At 34.0% G+C, this 16,128-nt stretch carries 18 protein-coding genes; 14 read left to right on the forward strand and 4 right to left on the reverse strand.

All coding sequences use genetic code 11. The features are described 5' to 3' along the window. Nucleotides 1-76: 76 nt before the first annotated feature. A complete protein-coding gene (gene era, locus UMM65_RS10950; protein ID WP_321976580.1) occupies nt 77-970 on the reverse strand; it encodes a GTPase Era in 894 nt (297 codons plus the stop codon). A 97-nt stretch (nt 971-1,067) separates the two neighbouring features. On the opposite strand from era, the gene UMM65_RS10955 reads away from it, so the two are divergent. Both UMM65_RS10955 and UMM65_RS10960 read left to right on the forward strand, forming a co-directional pair. Continuing rightward, nucleotides 1,068-1,529, forward strand: a complete 462-nt coding sequence (locus tag UMM65_RS10955) for a hypothetical protein (RefSeq protein WP_321976581.1) — start codon at nt 1,068-1,070, stop codon at nt 1,527-1,529. 156 nt (nt 1,530-1,685) lie between these two features. Further along, nucleotides 1,686-2,189, forward strand: coding sequence for a GNAT family N-acetyltransferase (locus tag UMM65_RS10960; protein ID WP_321976582.1), 504 nt, complete (start codon nt 1,686-1,688; stop codon nt 2,187-2,189). 2 nt (nt 2,190-2,191) lie between these two features. On the opposite strand, the gene UMM65_RS10965 is transcribed toward UMM65_RS10960, so the two are convergent. Beyond that, on the reverse strand, nt 2,192-3,673 hold the full coding sequence (locus UMM65_RS10965; RefSeq protein WP_321976583.1) for a Na+/H+ antiporter NhaC family protein: 1,482 nt from the start codon (nt 3,671-3,673) through the stop codon (nt 2,192-2,194). A 227-nt stretch (nt 3,674-3,900) separates the two neighbouring features. Here UMM65_RS10965 and UMM65_RS10970 point away from each other — a divergent pair, with 227 nt between their 5' ends. After that, a complete protein-coding gene (locus UMM65_RS10970; RefSeq protein ID WP_321976584.1) occupies nt 3,901-4,884 on the forward strand; it encodes a Gfo/Idh/MocA family protein in 984 nt (327 codons plus the stop codon). Here the strand turns inward: UMM65_RS10970 and rsgA are convergent. After that, nucleotides 4,881-5,819 carry a ribosome small subunit-dependent GTPase A gene (rsgA, locus tag UMM65_RS10975; protein WP_321976585.1) on the reverse strand — a complete coding sequence of 313 codons (939 nt, stop codon included), beginning with the start codon at nt 5,817-5,819 and terminating at the stop codon, nt 4,881-4,883. The two genes, UMM65_RS10970 and rsgA, sit on opposite strands and share 4 nt — an antisense overlap. A gap of 114 nt (nt 5,820-5,933) precedes the next feature. On the opposite strand from rsgA, the gene UMM65_RS10980 reads away from it, so the two are divergent. Next, a complete protein-coding gene (locus tag UMM65_RS10980; protein WP_321976586.1) occupies nt 5,934-6,977 on the forward strand; it encodes an SRPBCC family protein in 1,044 nt (347 codons plus the stop codon). Between the two features lie 25 nt (nt 6,978-7,002). Here the strand turns inward: UMM65_RS10980 and UMM65_RS10985 are convergent, their stop codons facing one another. Beyond that, on the reverse strand, nt 7,003-7,566 hold the full coding sequence (locus UMM65_RS10985; RefSeq protein WP_321976587.1) for a DNA-3-methyladenine glycosylase I: 564 nt from the start codon (nt 7,564-7,566) through the stop codon (nt 7,003-7,005). A gap of 162 nt (nt 7,567-7,728) precedes the next feature. On the opposite strand from UMM65_RS10985, the gene UMM65_RS10990 reads away from it, so the two are divergent. The 10 genes from UMM65_RS10990 (at nt 7,729) to UMM65_RS11035 (ending at nt 16,127) form a co-directional block, all read left to right on the forward strand. Continuing rightward, on the forward strand, nt 7,729-8,838 hold the full coding sequence (locus UMM65_RS10990; protein WP_321976589.1) for an NAD(P)/FAD-dependent oxidoreductase: 1,110 nt from the start codon (nt 7,729-7,731) through the stop codon (nt 8,836-8,838). 79 nt (nt 8,839-8,917) lie between these two features. Continuing rightward, nucleotides 8,918-9,445, forward strand: a complete 528-nt coding sequence (locus tag UMM65_RS10995; protein ID WP_321976590.1) for a YceI family protein — start codon at nt 8,918-8,920, stop codon at nt 9,443-9,445. A 1-nt stretch (nt 9,446) separates the two neighbouring features. Then, nucleotides 9,447-10,574 carry an NAD(P)/FAD-dependent oxidoreductase gene (locus UMM65_RS11000; protein ID WP_321976591.1) on the forward strand — a complete coding sequence of 376 codons (1,128 nt, stop codon included), beginning with the start codon at nt 9,447-9,449 and terminating at the stop codon, nt 10,572-10,574. After that, a complete protein-coding gene (locus tag UMM65_RS11005) occupies nt 10,571-11,290 on the forward strand; it encodes a methyltransferase domain-containing protein (RefSeq protein WP_321976592.1) in 720 nt (239 codons plus the stop codon). Before UMM65_RS11000 ends, UMM65_RS11005 begins: the two co-directional genes overlap by 4 nt. 83 nt (nt 11,291-11,373) lie before the next feature. Next, nucleotides 11,374-12,426, forward strand: a complete 1,053-nt coding sequence (locus UMM65_RS11010) for a type III polyketide synthase (RefSeq protein WP_321976593.1) — start codon at nt 11,374-11,376, stop codon at nt 12,424-12,426. Next, nucleotides 12,420-13,202 carry an enoyl-ACP reductase FabI gene (locus tag UMM65_RS11015; RefSeq protein ID WP_321976594.1) on the forward strand — a complete coding sequence of 261 codons (783 nt, stop codon included), beginning with the start codon at nt 12,420-12,422 and terminating at the stop codon, nt 13,200-13,202. The genes UMM65_RS11010 and UMM65_RS11015 overlap by 7 nt, the downstream gene beginning before the upstream one ends. A 280-nt stretch (nt 13,203-13,482) precedes the next feature. Further along, the gene (locus UMM65_RS11020; RefSeq protein WP_321976595.1) at nt 13,483-13,917 is read left to right on the forward strand and encodes a 3-hydroxyacyl-ACP dehydratase FabZ family protein; all 435 of its coding nucleotides are present in this window, start codon (nt 13,483-13,485) and stop codon (nt 13,915-13,917) included. Continuing rightward, on the forward strand, nt 13,914-15,182 hold the full coding sequence (locus UMM65_RS11025; protein WP_321976596.1) for a beta-ketoacyl-[acyl-carrier-protein] synthase family protein: 1,269 nt from the start codon (nt 13,914-13,916) through the stop codon (nt 15,180-15,182). Before UMM65_RS11020 ends, UMM65_RS11025 begins: the two co-directional genes overlap by 4 nt. Nucleotides 15,183-15,258: 76 nt before the next feature. Further along, nucleotides 15,259-15,513, forward strand: coding sequence for an acyl carrier protein (locus UMM65_RS11030; protein ID WP_321976598.1), 255 nt, complete (start codon nt 15,259-15,261; stop codon nt 15,511-15,513). Continuing rightward, nucleotides 15,510-16,127, forward strand: coding sequence for a 4'-phosphopantetheinyl transferase family protein (locus UMM65_RS11035; protein ID WP_321976599.1), 618 nt, complete (start codon nt 15,510-15,512; stop codon nt 16,125-16,127). The genes UMM65_RS11030 and UMM65_RS11035 overlap by 4 nt, the downstream gene beginning before the upstream one ends. The last annotated feature ends 1 nt before the right edge of the window (nt 16,128 follow it).

Consider the following 16,128-nt stretch of genomic DNA (forward strand, 5'->3'; position numbering starts at 1 on the left):
ATATTAAATTAAAATGATTACGGGTAACGAATTCAAAAATCGTTACCCGTTAATTTTTTCCCCGATACCTCAAAACCTACTCCTTATACCCAAACCGCTTCAACTGATTCTGATTACTACGCCAATCTTTATTTACCTTGACATAAAGTTCAAGATAAATTTTCTTGCCGAAGAATTTTTCTAAATCGCGACGAGCTTCTGAACCTACACGTTTAAGTCCTGCACCTTTATGGCCAATAATTATTCCTTTTTGTGATTCACGTTCTACCATAATGATAGAGCGAATTTTAATAATGTTAGGTTCTTCAACAAACTCTTCGGTGTCAATTTCCACAGCGTAAGGAATTTCCTTTTTGTAATGCACTAATATTTTTTCACGTATGGCTTCGTTTACAAAAAAACGTTCGGGCTTATCGGTCAATTGGTCTTTCGGGTAAAATGGTGGCGATTCTGGTAACAATTGTATAATATTTTCTAATACATTCTGAATATTAAAATTTTGTAAAGCAGAAATAGGAACCACCCTAGCATTTGGTACTTTTTCTTGCCAATAGATCATTTGATCTTCCAGTTGATTCTGTGTTGATTTGTCAATTTTATTAATTAACAACAATACGGGAATTTTAGCATTGGTAATTTTGCTGAAAAATTCTTCATCTTTTAAAGCTTTCTCACCAATTTCAACCATATAAATAAGAACATCCGCATCTTCAAAAGCAGATTTTACAAAATCCATCATGGATTCCTGCAATTCGTAGGCAGGTTTAATAATTCCTGGTGTATCTGAAAATAATATTTGAAAATCATCGCCATTAACTATACCTAGAATACGATGGCGTGTAGTTTGTGCTTTTGAGGTGATTATGGACAAACGCTCGCCCACAAAGGCGTTCATCAACGTTGATTTACCTACGTTTGGGTTGCCTATGATGTTTACAAACCCCGCTTTATGTATTTTTTTTTCTTCCATAGATTGTGCAAAGGTAAGTTTAAATTCTAATTAGAATTAAAAAAAAGAATAGCTATATTGCGTTAATATTATTGATGCTACACATTAAAAACAAAATATGAAAAATACAAAACTTCTTAAAGCCTACTTAACAATAATTTTAGTTTCCTTCTCATTGATAAGTTTTGCACAAAATTCACCAAAAGAAATAGTTTCTAAATTTTTTACGGATTATAAAAATGAAGGGGCATCAAAAGCACTAGATAATCTTTACTCAAACAACAAATGGATGAATCGTGCGACAGATGCGATTACACAGTTAAAACAACAATTAGGAACTTTGGATGAGGATTACGTAGGGAAATATTATGGTTATGAGTTGATTGTAGAAAAAAAACTTTCGGATAGTTTTATCTTGATGAGTTATTTAGTGAAATTTGACCGACAACCTATTCGTTTCACATTTCAGTTTTATAAACCTGATAACGAATGGCGAACTCATAGCTTTAAATATGACGGCAGCATTGATGATGAAATTGAAGAGTCGGCAAAAGTTTACTATTTGGATTTGAAAAATTAAATTATTGTATCAATTTTATAGATGCAATTTATGTAGATTGGACTATTCTTCAATTTCACTATCGGGAAGATGAATCCGCTCGATATTGTTAAAACTTGTCATAAACTCAAAACTTTGTATTCCATAACATATAGCATATACCTTTAGTTAACTTTTATGAAATTCACCTTAAAACTGGCTCATGTCGTAAAAATAAATAAAGCCTTTGACTTATTAAAATCGGCATCCAAAACTTTGGCAGAAAAAAATATTAAGCAATGGGACTATTGGCAAAATCCGCCGATAGAAAAAGTGAATTGGGTAAAAGAAGGTTTTTCCAATAACGAATTTTATTTTATTGAAAATGACAACAAAGAATTAATGGGTATGGTTAGAATAATGGATAAAGATTTGACCTATTGGGGAGCAATGAATGATAAAGCGAAGTATGTTCACTCGCTGGTTATTAGTGAAAAATTTTCTGGAAATCGTTTAGGAACGGAAGTTGTTAAAAAGATAGAAAAGGATGCTAAAAAAGATAACTATGATTATTTGAGGTTGGACTGTGATTCAACAAATCTTAAACTCTGTCAATACTATGAGCAACAAGGTTTTGTAAAAGTTGGACAGAAAAAGTTACCACTTGGTGTTTATAATTTGTATCAGAAGGAGTTAATTTAGACTTAATTCATCGCAAAGCCCAAAATCAAATATAAAATAACGGTAATTACTCCACCAACTAAAGCATAGGGCAATTGTGTCCGCACATGGTCAATATGGTCACTAGCAGAGGCCATGGAAGAAATGATCGAGGTATCTGAAATAGGGGAGCAGTGATCACCAAAAATACCACCACCCAACGTAGCCGCAACAACTAAAGTAATGTCAGAACCATGCAAATTTGCCATAGGGATGGAAATTGCCAACATAATGGCAAAAGTACCCCAAGAAGTACCTGTTGAAAAAGCAATAAAAGAACTGATTATAAATACTATCGCAGGTAAAAATTCGGGCGATAACCAATCTTTGGACCAATTGGCAACAAATTGTCCCGTGCCCAACGCCTTACAGGCATCACCAATGGCAAATGCCAATAACATTAATAAGGCTAACGGCATTAATTCGCTAATTCCTTTTAAGATTAAATCAACCATTTCTTTACTTCGCATCAAGCCCTGAGAACGATATAAAATCATGGCAACAATTATAGAAGTTGTAACTGCATAAAGCACAGAAGAAGAACCAGAACCTTCACCAAGGGCGGTTACAAAATGATTCCACCAAGAAATGGATTCTGTAACATTATTCCAGCCTGTATATGCCAACCAAACGGGCATCATAATCACCATCGTAACCAACGGAGCAACCATATTATAGGCCCTGGCAGTTATTCCTTCTTTAGGTTTGTAAGAAGTTACCGCTTCGGAAATCATCGGTTTAGAACCATCATTTAATAGTTTCCCAGTTTCGCGAGTCCGTTTTTCGGCTTTTGCCATTGGTCCAAAATCCTTTTTTATGATAATTATAACGACTACCATTAGCAAGGCCAACAACGGATAAAAATTATATTTAATAGAAGACATCAAAACACCAAAAGGATTTTCAATATCTAGGGTCAATAATAAGCCCATAATAAAGGCACCCCAAGCATTAAAGGGAATTAATATAGAAGAAGGAGCCGAACTTGAATCGGCGATATAGGCTAACTTCTCTCTGGGAATTTTTAGCTTATCAAAAACAGGACGGTAAATGGTGCCAACTGTTAAGGAACTAATACTGGTTTCCACAAACAAAGCCATTCCTGTAAAAAATGCCAATAATTGAACTACCACACGGCTATAACCACTTTGCTTATTTTCAAAATAAACAATCAGTTTGTTCAATTTATTTACAAAACCTTCAACACCACGAGAATATTGAATAAAGAGCAATAAAGCACCAACCAAGGCACTAAACATAATGGTTCTGGTATTTCCTTCCGATTTAAAAACGTTTACAAAAGCCTCCAATGTCGACAAAGTTCCTTCCAGAATGTTCCAATCGCTCATAATTAACCATGATAAAAAAATGCCCAGCACTAAGGATACATAAACTTGTTTGGTTTTTAAGGCTAAAATAATGGCTAATACTGGTGGTAAAATGGATAGGAAACCGTAATCTGTCATGGGTAGTCTGTTAGTAGTTAGTCGTTAGACGTTGGTATTTTGGGTGTTGGGTTAAATATATAAAAAGTATGTGACTTGAAAGATAGAGCATTGAAAATTAATTTTTAGGCAACCAATTAGTAGACATTACTTGGAGTCCCGATAGCTCTTGGGATTGCTAATTTTTTTCTTTGCGTCCTTTGCGTGAAATCCATAGCACTTTTGTAATATTGTTCTTTTACAAGATTATGGATACATCTAAAATAAAATGGGGCATTGTAGGGTGCGGAAACATTGCCAACAAATTAGCTAGTGATTTAGCTTTGGTAACAGATGCTGAATTATATGCCGTAGCATCAAGAAATATTGAAAAGGCAAAAGCTTTTGCACAACAACACAATTCCAAAAAGAGTTATGGCGGTTATGATGAATTATTTCAGGATGAAAATATTGATATCGTTTACATTGCCACACCTCACAGTTCACATTGCGAATTAAGTTTAAAAGCTTTGGAAAATGGCAAACACGTATTATGTGAAAAGCCATTGGCTATCAATAGAAAAGAAACTGAAAAAATGATAGCCTTATCTAAGTCAAAAAACCTGTTCTTTATGGAAGGATTGTGGACGCGGTTCATTCCAACTTTCGTAGAGGCTAAAAAGCGAATTGACAATGGAGAAATAGGTGAAATAAAATACATAAAAGCCGATTTTTCATTCAAATCGGAACACCTATTGGAAAGCAGAGTCTTTAATTTGAATTTAGGTGGTGGTGCCATTTTAGATATCGGGATTTATCCAGCCTTTTTAGCCTACGCATTGTTAGGGAAACCAAAGGAAATTCTGGCTAAATCTATTTTTCATAATACTACAAAGTGCGATGTGCAATCGTCGATGCTATTTCATTACGAAGATGCTCAGGCTATATTGTATAGTAGTTTTATGTCAAAATCTAAAATGATTGCTTGTATCAGTGGTTCGGAAGGTGAAATTTATATTCACAATCAATGGCACGTCGCACAAGGTTATACTATGGTAAAAAATAATGAAGAAATAAAGTTCGAATTACCGACAACTGGAATCGGGTTTTCACACGAAATTGAAGAATGCCATAATTGCATTAGAAACAATCAGATTGAAAGTAAACTTTGGTCTCATCAAAACAGTTTGGATTTGATTTCAATTTTAGATAAAGTTCGAGGTAAAGTAGGTTTGGTTTATCCTCAAGACTAACCCCAATCATCCACTCGATAATTTTCGTTTTCGCCCTCAATTAATTGCAGATAACTAATATATCTAGATTGTGCTATTTCATCATTTTCCACCGCTTTTTTTATGGCACAATCGGGTTCGTTAACATGTAAGCAATTATTGAATTTGCAATCTTGTTTTAGAGCAAAAAATTCAGGAAAATAATCACCAATTTCATATTTTTCAAAATCTACCACTCCAAAACCCTTAATACCGGGCGTATCAATAATATAGCCTCCGAAAGGCAGCACAAACATCTCTGCAAAAGTGGTTGTATGTTGCCCTTGTTTGTGTTGGGTGGATATTTCGGCGGTTTTTAAAGCCAATTCGGGATAAACGGCGTTTATCAATGTAGATTTACCAACTCCCGAATGCCCTGAAAACATACTCACTTTATCTTTCATAAAGAGTTTTAGCTTATCAATGTTTATTTTTTCAGTTGCAGAAACATCCAAGCATTCGTAACCTATAGTTCTGTATGTTTTTTCAAGTTCTTGTTTTTTTGCCAACAGTTCTTTGCTGTACAAATCAATTTTATTGAATAGAATTACTGAGGGAATTGAGTACGCTTCAGCGGTAGCCAAAAAACGGTCAATAAATGTGGTAAATGTTGGCGGATTCTTTAAGGTGACCAATAAAAATACCTGATCTATATTGGCTGCAATAATATGGGTCTGCTTAGAAAGGTTTACCGACTTTCTGATGATATAATTCTTACGATCGTGAATTTTGGTAATTATGCCGTTTTCATTGTCAGCTTCCATTTCAAAATTAACCACGTCGCCAACTGTAACGGGGTTTGTGCTTTTAATACCACTTAGGCGGAATTTCCCCTTTATCCTACAATCAATAACCGTTTCGTCATCAACCCTTACGGTGTACCAACTTCCAGTTGACTTAGTAACAATTCCTTGCATTCATAAAATTTTAACAATAATAAGGATATTTTTTAAGCAAGAGAAGTTCTAAAGTATTTAAAATCGATATAAATCTTTATATTTGTAACACAAACTAACTCTAAACATTTCATTATGAAGATTTTAAAATACATATTATTGTTATTGGTACTGATTGTTGTAGCTGGTGCCATTTATGTAGCCACTTTAGAAAATAATTATAATGTGAAACGCACTAGAACAATTAATGCCCCTGCCGAAGTTGTTTATAATAAGGTTAACGATTATAAAAATTGGCCAGAATGGTCGCCATGGTTAGGGCAAGACCCAGAAGCAAAATTAACCTATGGAGCAACAACGAGTGGAGAAGGAGCTTCGTATAGTTGGAAAGGGGATGTAGTTGGTGAAGGCAATATGGAAACACTTTCCACAGCTAAAGATAGCATCAGCCAAAAAATTACTTTTATTTCGCCATGGGAATCGACTTCAAACGTTTATTGGAAATTTAATCCTGTTGAAAATGGTACAGAAGTTACTTGGGGCATGAAAGGTGATTTAGATTTTATATCAAAAGCATCTATGGTTCTTATGGGAGGAATGGACAAGCAAATAGGACCAGATTATGAAAAAGGTTTGACAAAATTGGACAGTGTTGTACTGGCCGAAATGCAAAAATATAGTGTTGCCATAAACGGAATTACCACACATGGCGGCGGTTATTATTTATACCAAACAACTTCATGTAAAATAGAAGAGATGCCCCAAAAAATGGCGGAGATGATGCCAAAAGTAAGTGCTTATGCCCAAAAAAACAATATCACAACGGCAGGACCTCTTTTTAACTTATACCATAAGTATGACGAAGAAAACAATGCAGTAATTTTTTCTTGTGCTGTGCCAGTAACCGAACGTGTAATTACCGATAGGGATAGTGGTATTTTAACGGGTATGTTACAACCATTTACTGCTCTAAAAACTACTTTAAAAGGGGATTATAAAAATCTAAAAGAAGCTTGGGAAACATCTGAAAAACACATTGCCGAGAATAATAACATTGAACCTCTTGAAGGTGTCCCTGCAATGGAAGTATATCATAATGACCCTATGAATACACCTAATCCAGCCAATTTAACTACGGAAATATTTGTGCCGGTTAAGGAAGTGCCTAGTAACAATTAGTTTTTTTAAAAAATCTATTTTCAGATTAAACTTCATCATACCTGAAACAACTGGTTACATGATCATTCACCATGCCAGTAGCTTGCATGTGTGCATATATTACGGTACTGCCCACAAATTTAAATCCGCGTTTTTTTAAGTCTTTGGAAAGTTTATCGGACAAATCGGTTGTAGCAGGAACTTCCGATAATTTTTTAAAATTATTTTTTATCGGTTTACCATCCGTAAATTTCCAGATATAACTGGAAAAAGAACCGAATTCTTTCTGAACTTTCATAAAAGCTTGGGCGTTTGAAATAGTAGCCCTAATTTTTAATTTATTTCTGATAATTCCTGAATCTTCGAGTAAAGACTCATATTTGTCCTCCCTATATTTCGCAATTTTTTTATAATCAAAATTATCAAAAGCCTTTCTAAAATTCTCTCTTTTTCTCAGAATGGTAATCCAGCTCAGTCCCGCTTGAAAAGTTTCTAAAATTAAAAATTCAAATAGTTTATCGTCATCATAAACGGGTACACCCCATTCGGTATCGTGGTAAGCCATATAGAGTGGGTCGTTGCCGCACCAAGCACATCTTATTTTATTCATTTTCTGTTATTTTGCACTAAAATATGAATTTAATTTTAGTAAAACCCCGAAAGGGCTATGCATCATGATGCATAGCCCTTTCGGGGTTAATCCGCTTGATAGGTATGACCAATTATTTGATTCTATAAAAAATTCTATCTTTAAAAAATCAATGATCTAAAAATGAATTTAAGTTATTGGGAAATAAAATCATGGTTCACCAATGTTGATTTCACCATTGTTGGAAGTGGTATAGTAGGACTGAGCACTGCTTTGTTTTTAAAAGAGAAGCACCCAAAGGCTAATATTCTCATTCTTGAAAAAGGAATATTACCTCAAGGAGCTAGTACCAAAAATGCGGGATTTGCCTGTTTTGGGAGCTTATCTGAAATTATAGACGATTTAAAAACTCATTCGGAACAAGGAGCTTATGAATTGGTTAAAAAACGATGGGAAGGGTTACATTTACTTCGTGAAAATTTGGGTGATAAAAATATTGATTTTCAACAACTTGGAGGTTATGAATTGTTCAATGACGAAATCGTTCTTAACGATTGTCTTGAGAAAAAAGAAGAGATTAATCAACTGTTAAAACCTATTTTTAAACAAGATATTTTTTCTTTCGTTGCCAATAAATTCAATTTTTTAAAAGTTAGTGACAAACTTGCTTTTAACCGTTTTGAAGGACAAATAGACACGGGTAAAATAATGGTGGCATTATTACAAAAAGCACAGTCAAAAGGTATTAAAATACTCAATAATTGTACTGTTGAAAATTATTCAGAACAGAAAAATAGCGTTAAAATAAAAACCAATATTGGCGAATTTTCAACAAATAAATTGTTGATTGCCACCAATGGCTTTGCGAATAAATTACTTCATTTAAAAGTAAAACCGGCCAGAGCACAAGTACTGATTACCAAACCGATTAAAAATTTATCCGTTAGTGGCACTTTTCACTTAGATAAAGGTTACTTTTACTTTAGAAATATTGATGACAGAATATTATTGGGAGGTGGGCGAAATTTGGATTTTAAAGCGGAAGAAACTACAGAATTCGCTCAAACAACATTAATACAAAGTAAGCTAGAGGAATTATTATCGACTACAATTTTACCAAATAAAGTTGTTGAAGTTGAACACCGGTGGAGTGGTATTATGGGGGTTGGAAATCAAAAAAAAGCAATTATTGAACAGTTGAGTAACCATGTAGCTTGTGGCGTACGGTTGGGTGGCATGGGTATTGCAATAGGTTTTCTAGTTGGCAAAGAATTAGCACAACTAATGGATTAGTCTTGAAAGTTATCCTACAAGGTCTTGAAGACCTTGTAGGTATAAATAAAGAATAAGATTTTTAAAATTAATAATAATTATGCGAATCGTAATAAATATACTATTTTTTTTAAGCTTATGTAGTGTTTCTGCTCAAGAACAATCACTAGGACCGCCAGCTATAGAATTCAAAATCAAAAACATGGGTTTTTATGTGGATGGCACTTTTAATAAGGTTAACATTTCTACCAATTTTGACGCGGATAATTTGGACAATAGTTATATTAAGGGTGTAATTCAAGTAAGTTCGATTGACACAGATAACAAAAAAAGGGACAAACACTTACGAACCGCCGATTACTTCGATGTTGAAAAATTCAGTACCATAAAATTGACTTCAACTAAAATTGAAAAAAAATCGGGCAATAAGTATCAATTAACGGCTAAACTCACAATTAAAAAAACGACAAAAACCATTGTTATTCCACTTGAAGTGCGTGAAACTAAGAGTTTAATTTTATTTAAATCAAACTTTTCAATTAATCGACTGGATTATGGAGTGGGCGAGAGTAGTTGGGTCATGTCCGATACCGTTAAAATTGAAGTGAACTTTGTAGATAAAAAGTAATATGTTCCAAAAGAAAGAAGTAATCATTATTGGAGGCGGTTTAGCGGGTCTGATTAGTGCTTTGCATCTTTCAAAACAAGGGGTTGAAGTATTGGTTATTGAAAAAAACGATTATCCCAAACACAAAGTTTGTGGAGAATATATTTCAAACGAAGTTTTACCTTATTTGAAATATTTAGGAATAAACCCTTTGGATTCTGGTGCAAAAAAAATCACCAATTTTGCTATTAGCACTATTAAAAGTAAATTATTAGAGACGAAATTACCGCTGGGCGGATTTGGGATAAGCAGATACACTTTAGATCATTTATTGGCAAAAAAAGCAGTTGAAAATGGTGCCAGAGTAATTCATGATGTAGTGGTAGATGTTTTATTTCAGCATGATGAATTTACTGTTTTTACAAAAAACGAGAAAAAATTCAGCTCAAAAATGGTTATTGGTGCTTATGGAAAACGCTCAAATATCGATGTGCAATTAAACAGAAAATTTATTAAAAACGAGTCGCCCTACTTGGCCGTTAAAACACATGTAACAGGAAATTTTCCTGAAGATTTGGTAGCACTTCACAATTTTAAAGGTGGTTATTGCGGCGTTTCAAAAGTAGAAAACGGCAGTATTAATTTATGTTATATTACCAATTACAAAGCCTTTAAAAAGTATAATAATATTGATGATTTTCAACAAAATGTATTGTATAAAAACACCTATTTAAAAGATATTTTCGAAAATTCTAAAGCTGTTTTTGAAAAACCTTTAACCATTGGTCAGGTTTCTTTTTCCTCTAAAAAACCTATAGAAAACCATATGCTTATGTGCGGTGATACAGCAGGAATGATTCACCCTTTATGTGGCAATGGGATGAGTATGGCTATACATAGTGCCAAAATAGCTTCCGAATTGATTTTAGATTTTTTCGATAACAATATATCACGAATTCAAATGGAAAAAAAATATGAAAAGCAATGGAATAATGAATTCAAATCAAGATTAAAAGCGGGTCACATTATTGCGAGGTTATTTAACATAAATTCTATTTCAGAATTAATGCTTTTCGGGTTGCAACGTTTTCCGGGTATGTTGCCAAAAATCATCAAAAAAACCCATGGTAAACCTCTGACTGCTTCATGAACTTTTTAATCGACACAAAAAATAGAAGTGAAGCCATTGAAATTATGGATGATTTTTCGATGGAAGGAGAGCATCTTTACAATACATTAGACCAGTTGGCTACGATAAATAAATGGCTGGGCGGAAATCATGTAACGTTAAATGCATTAAAAAAAATACTTAAAAACCATCCAAAACACAAAAAACTTACCATTGTCGATTTGGGTTGCGGTAATGGTGATATGTTAAGAATCGTATCTGATTATTTGAAGAGAAATAATTACAATTTTAAATTGATAGGTGTTGATGCCAATAGCTATACAATAAACTATGCCAAAGAATTGTCAAAAGAGTATCCAGAAATTACCTATCTTCAACAGGATATTTTTTCGGATGAATTCAAGTCATTAGAATATGATTTGGTGTTGGCAACTTTGTTTCTACATCATTTTAAAGAAGATCAATTGATAGAATTACTTTCAAATCAGTTAAGAAAAGCTAAATTGGGTGTGTTGGTAAATGATCTTCACCGTCATAAATTAGCATATTATTTATTTAAAGGATTGAGCTTGTTCATAAAAAATCCAATGGTAAAACAAGATGGATTAACATCAATTTTAAGGGGTTTTAAAAGAAAAGACTTAGAAAAAATGTCAAAACAACTGAATGTAAAAAGTGAACTCAATTGGAAATGGGCTTTTCGATTTCAATGGATTCTAAAAAAGGTACGAGGTTAAAAGTACGAGGTACGAAAAAAAAGAAAAAAAGTATGATGTCTAAACAGAACAACCATAAACGGAAAAACAGATAAACTACCCACATGAGCGTTAAAATAACATCAGTTGCAAAACAACTTCCACAATACACTAGAACAACCAAAGAGATATTACCCTATATCAAAACTTGGTTGACTGGTCAAGAGGAGCGTTTTCAGCGGAAAGTAATTAAGTTATTTGAAAACGCAGGTGTTGATAAACGGTATTCCATTATGGATGCTCATGAAGTTTTTTTGAATTCTTCTTTTGAAGAAAAAAACGATATTTATGTCCGTGAATCTATCAAATTGGCAGAATCGGCGTTGAAAAAATCGTTGGAAAAAGCGAGTTTAAAACCTAATAATATAGATTTTATCATTACGGTCAGTTGCACGGGAATTATGATTCCTTCTCTAGATGCATATCTGATCAATAGTTTAAAAATGCGTCAAGATATTATAAGGTTGCCCGTAACCGAAATGGGATGTGCTGCCGGGGTTTCGGGGATTATCTATGCCAAAAATTTTCTAAAAGCTAATCCGAATAAACGAGCTGCGGTTATTGCGGTCGAATCGCCAACTGCTACTTTTCAATTGGAAGATTATTCTATGGTAAATATTGTGAGTGCCGCTATTTTTGGCGATGGAGCGGCTTCCGTAATTTTATCTTCCTATGAAAATGAAGTGGGTCCTGAAATATTGGATGATGCCATGTATCATTTTTACGATGCTGAAAATATGATGGGTTTTAAATTACGAAATACAGGTTTACAAATGATTTTAGATAAATCCGTTCCAGAAACTATTGCCAATCATTTTCCCAAGATTGTACATCCTTTTTTAGAACGAAATCAATTGAAAATTGAAGATGTGGATCATCTGGTTTTTCATCCTGGAGGGAAAAAAATCGTGCAAACCGTTGAAGAATTATTTGGTTCCTTGGGTAAAAATATTGATGATACTAAAGAAGTATTGAGACTGTACGGAAACATGTCCAGTGCAACGGTTTCATATGTGTTGGAACGTTTTATGGATCAAAATCTACCCAAAGGCGATATTGGATTGATGTTAAGTTTTGGCCCTGGCTTTTCAGCACAAAGAATTTTATTACGATGGTAAAAGAATTTCAACATAACGAATGGGCTTTGATTTTAGGAGGTTCCAGCGGATTGGGATTGGCAACCGCACAAAAACTAGCCAAACATGGGCTCAATATCTGTATCGTCCATAGAAACAGAAGATCAGAATTACCACAAATTGAAAAAAAGTTTTCTGAAATTAAATCAACGGGAGTTGAAATGTTAACCTTTAATGAAGACGCTTTTAAACAAGAAACAAGAACTCAAATAATTGAACAATTCTCGGATAAAGGAAGTATAAAGGTTTTGGTGCATAGTGTGGCAAAAGGCAATTTAAAACCAATGATATCTGAAGATAAACCAACACTGAAAAATGATGATTTCCACTTAACTTTAGATGCCATGGCATTTAGTTTGTACGATTGGACAAAAGCCATATTTGAAGCTCAATTATTTGCAGAAGATGCTAGAATTATTAGTTTTACTAGCGAGGGAAATACCAAGGCTTGGCAAAATTATGCGGCTGTTTCCGCTGCAAAAACCGCTTTAGAAGCAATTACCAGAAACATAGCTTTAGAGTTTGCCCCATTTGGAATAAAAGCAAATTGCATACAAGCGGGAGTTACTGATACAGCTTCGTTAAGGGCAATTCCGGGAAGTGAAAAAATAAAAGAACATACGTTAAAACGCAATCCTTTTAAAAGATTAACAACACCCGAAGACGTAGCCAATGTGGTATATTTATTGTGCAAGGAGGAAGCGAAATGGATAAACGGATGTATTATTCCCGTAGATGGAGGGGAGCATATAAGTTGAAAAAGCCTCCCCTAACCCCTCCGAAGGAGGGGAACTAACGCTGTTGATGGTTTTTTAGTTTGAAAAATTGTTGAATTATAATTGAGGAAACGCGACAATTCCCCTCCTTTTTTCAAGGAGGGGTGCCCAGAACAAAAGATTTTTATTTAGCTGATAATATTATGGGCGGGGTGGTTCATTTAAAGTGTAAGCTGGGCTATAATATTTTTTGACAATTAATAATAACAATATGAGCATTGTGAAAGCAAATGAACTTTTTAAATTGAATGACGAATAAAATATGACAGTATCAGAAATCATATCATTATTACCTTACCAAAAACCATTTCTGTTTGTTGATGAATTGAGTGATATTTCCGAAAATGGAATTAAAGGAAATTACACTTTTAAAAAAGACGAATATTTTTATCAAGGTCATTTCAAAGATAACCCGATAACACCAGGGGTTATTTTGACCGAAGTCATGGCACAAATTGGTGTTGTTTGTTTGGGGATTTACTTATTGAAAAACGAAAATTTTGATAAAAATAAACCACAAATAGCTTTGACTTCTCAGGCCATTGAATTTTATCTTCCTGTATTTCCTGAAGATAAGGTGACTGTAATTTCCGAGAAAGAATATTTTAGGTTTAACAAGTTAAAGTGCAAAGTAAAAATGCTAAATGCCTCTGATGAATTAGTTTGTAGAGGTTTTATTTCTGGAATGATAAAATGAAAAATCGAGTTGTTATAACGGGTCTTGGTGTAGTTGCACCGAACGGAGTAGGTGTTGCTGACTTCACGCATGCCTTAAAAAACGGTGTTTCGGGAATCAAGTTTTACCAAGAATTGGCAGACTTGAACTTTTCATGTTGCATTGGCGGAATTCCTAATATTTCAGAAGAAAAAAAGTCTGAATATTTTACCGATTTACAATTGCGAAATTTTAACAGTTCGGGAATTTTATATGGTTGCATCGCAGGAACTGATGCTTGGAAAGATGCAGGATTATCAATAAATGATGAAAATGTAGATTTTGAAAGCGGCACTATTTTCGGAACCGGAACATCTGGTATTGAAAAATTCAGGGAAGCCATTTATAAATTGGATGATGGACAAGTAAGGCGTTTAGGAAGTACCGTTGTTGCCCAAACTATGGCGAGTGGTGTAAGTGCCTACCTCGGTGGAATGTTAGGATTGGGAAATCAAGTCAGTACCAATTCTTCCGCCTGTTCAACAGGAACGGAAGCTATTCTGATGGGATATGAAAGGATAAAAAATGGCAAAGCCAAACGCATGTTGGTTGGTAGTTGTAGTGATCACGGCCCATATCTTTGGGGCGGTTTTGACGCCATGCGAGTGATGACTTATAAGCACAATGACAGCCCAGAAAAAGGTTCAAGACCCATGAGTGCTTCAGCTTCTGGATTTGTACCCGGAAGTGGAGCAGGAGCTTTGTTATTAGAATCATTAGAAAGTGCGTTAGAAAGAAATGCCACAATTTATGCCGAGGTTCTTGGAGGTACGGTAAATTCAGGCGGACAACGAAATGGGGGTACAATGACAGCACCTAATTCAGAAGCCGTTCAGCGTTGTATATCAGAAGCAGTTGAAAATTCCGGTATAAATGCTAAAGAAATAGATTTGATCAACGGACATTTAACTGCAACCAGTAAAGACCCTGATGAAATTGAAAATTGGGTAAAAGCACTCAATAGAAAAGGGAAGGATTTCCCTTATATTCAATCCACAAAATCCATGGTTGGGCATTGTTTGGCCGCCGCTGGAGCTATTGAAAGTGTAGCGTCAATTATTCAGTTAAAAGAAGGTTTTATTGCCCCAACAATTAATTGTGAAGATGTACATCATGAAATATTAAATTTAATTGATGAAGATAAAATCCCAAAGGTATTGATCAAAAAAGAATTAAATTTGATAGCCAAAGCCAGTTTTGGTTTTGGAGATGTAAATGCTTGTGTTATTTTTAGAAAATTTAATTGAAGATTGTCCCCTAGAGGGGACCATAGGGGTGTCCGCATCAATTCAACATCCAAATAGATAATAGAAAACAAAAAAAATGAATAAAGAAACTCTAATAACGTCTCTAAAAAAAATAGTAAAACCCTATATTCAAGATGAAGCGGCCTTTGAAAATTTAACAGAGGAAACCGATTTTATTAATGATTTAAAAATAAATTCTGCAAATTTAGTGGATGTTATTTTAGATGTAGAAGACGAATTCGACATAGAAATTGACAATGAAGCCATGGAAAAAATGTTATCTGTAAAAGCCGCGATGGAAATTATCGAAACCAAATTAGCAGAAAAATGATTGGAAACGATATTGTCGATTTAAACTTGGCCAGAACCCAAAGCAATTGGAAGAGAAATGGTTTTCTAGAGAAAATTTTCACAAAAAAGGAACAAGAATATATCAAAAATGCAAAAAACTCTTTTGAGATGGTTTGGCTATTATGGAGTATGAAAGAAAGTGCTTATAAAATTTATAGCAGACAAAATAGTGTTCGTTTTTTTGCACCAAAAAAATTTGAATGTGATATTAGTGCCGAGCAACATAAGGTTCAAATTAACAACAGCACCTATTTTACCACATCAAATATTTCCAATGATTGTATTCATACTATTGCCTTGTTGAATATTAATGAGTCGTTTTCCGTGGATTTCTTTAAGTTAAACAATGATACTTACGAGGTTCAAAATAAAACTACTTATAAAAATTTAAAATCTGCAATTTCTAACCGGTTTGATATTCCAATATCTAAAGTGAAAATAGAAAAAGATACTAATGGAATTCCGAGGTTAAATCAAAAACAAATGCCTACAATTTCTATTTCGCATCATGGTGTTTTTGGGTCATACGCACTATGTTTTAAGAAGTTTGTTTGTCCTGCAAGGTCTCCAAGACCTTGTAGGTCTAATTCTTAAT

Source organism: Aureibaculum koreense (assembly GCF_034296135.1).
GTDB lineage: Bacteria > Bacteroidota > Bacteroidia > Flavobacteriales > Flavobacteriaceae > Aureibaculum.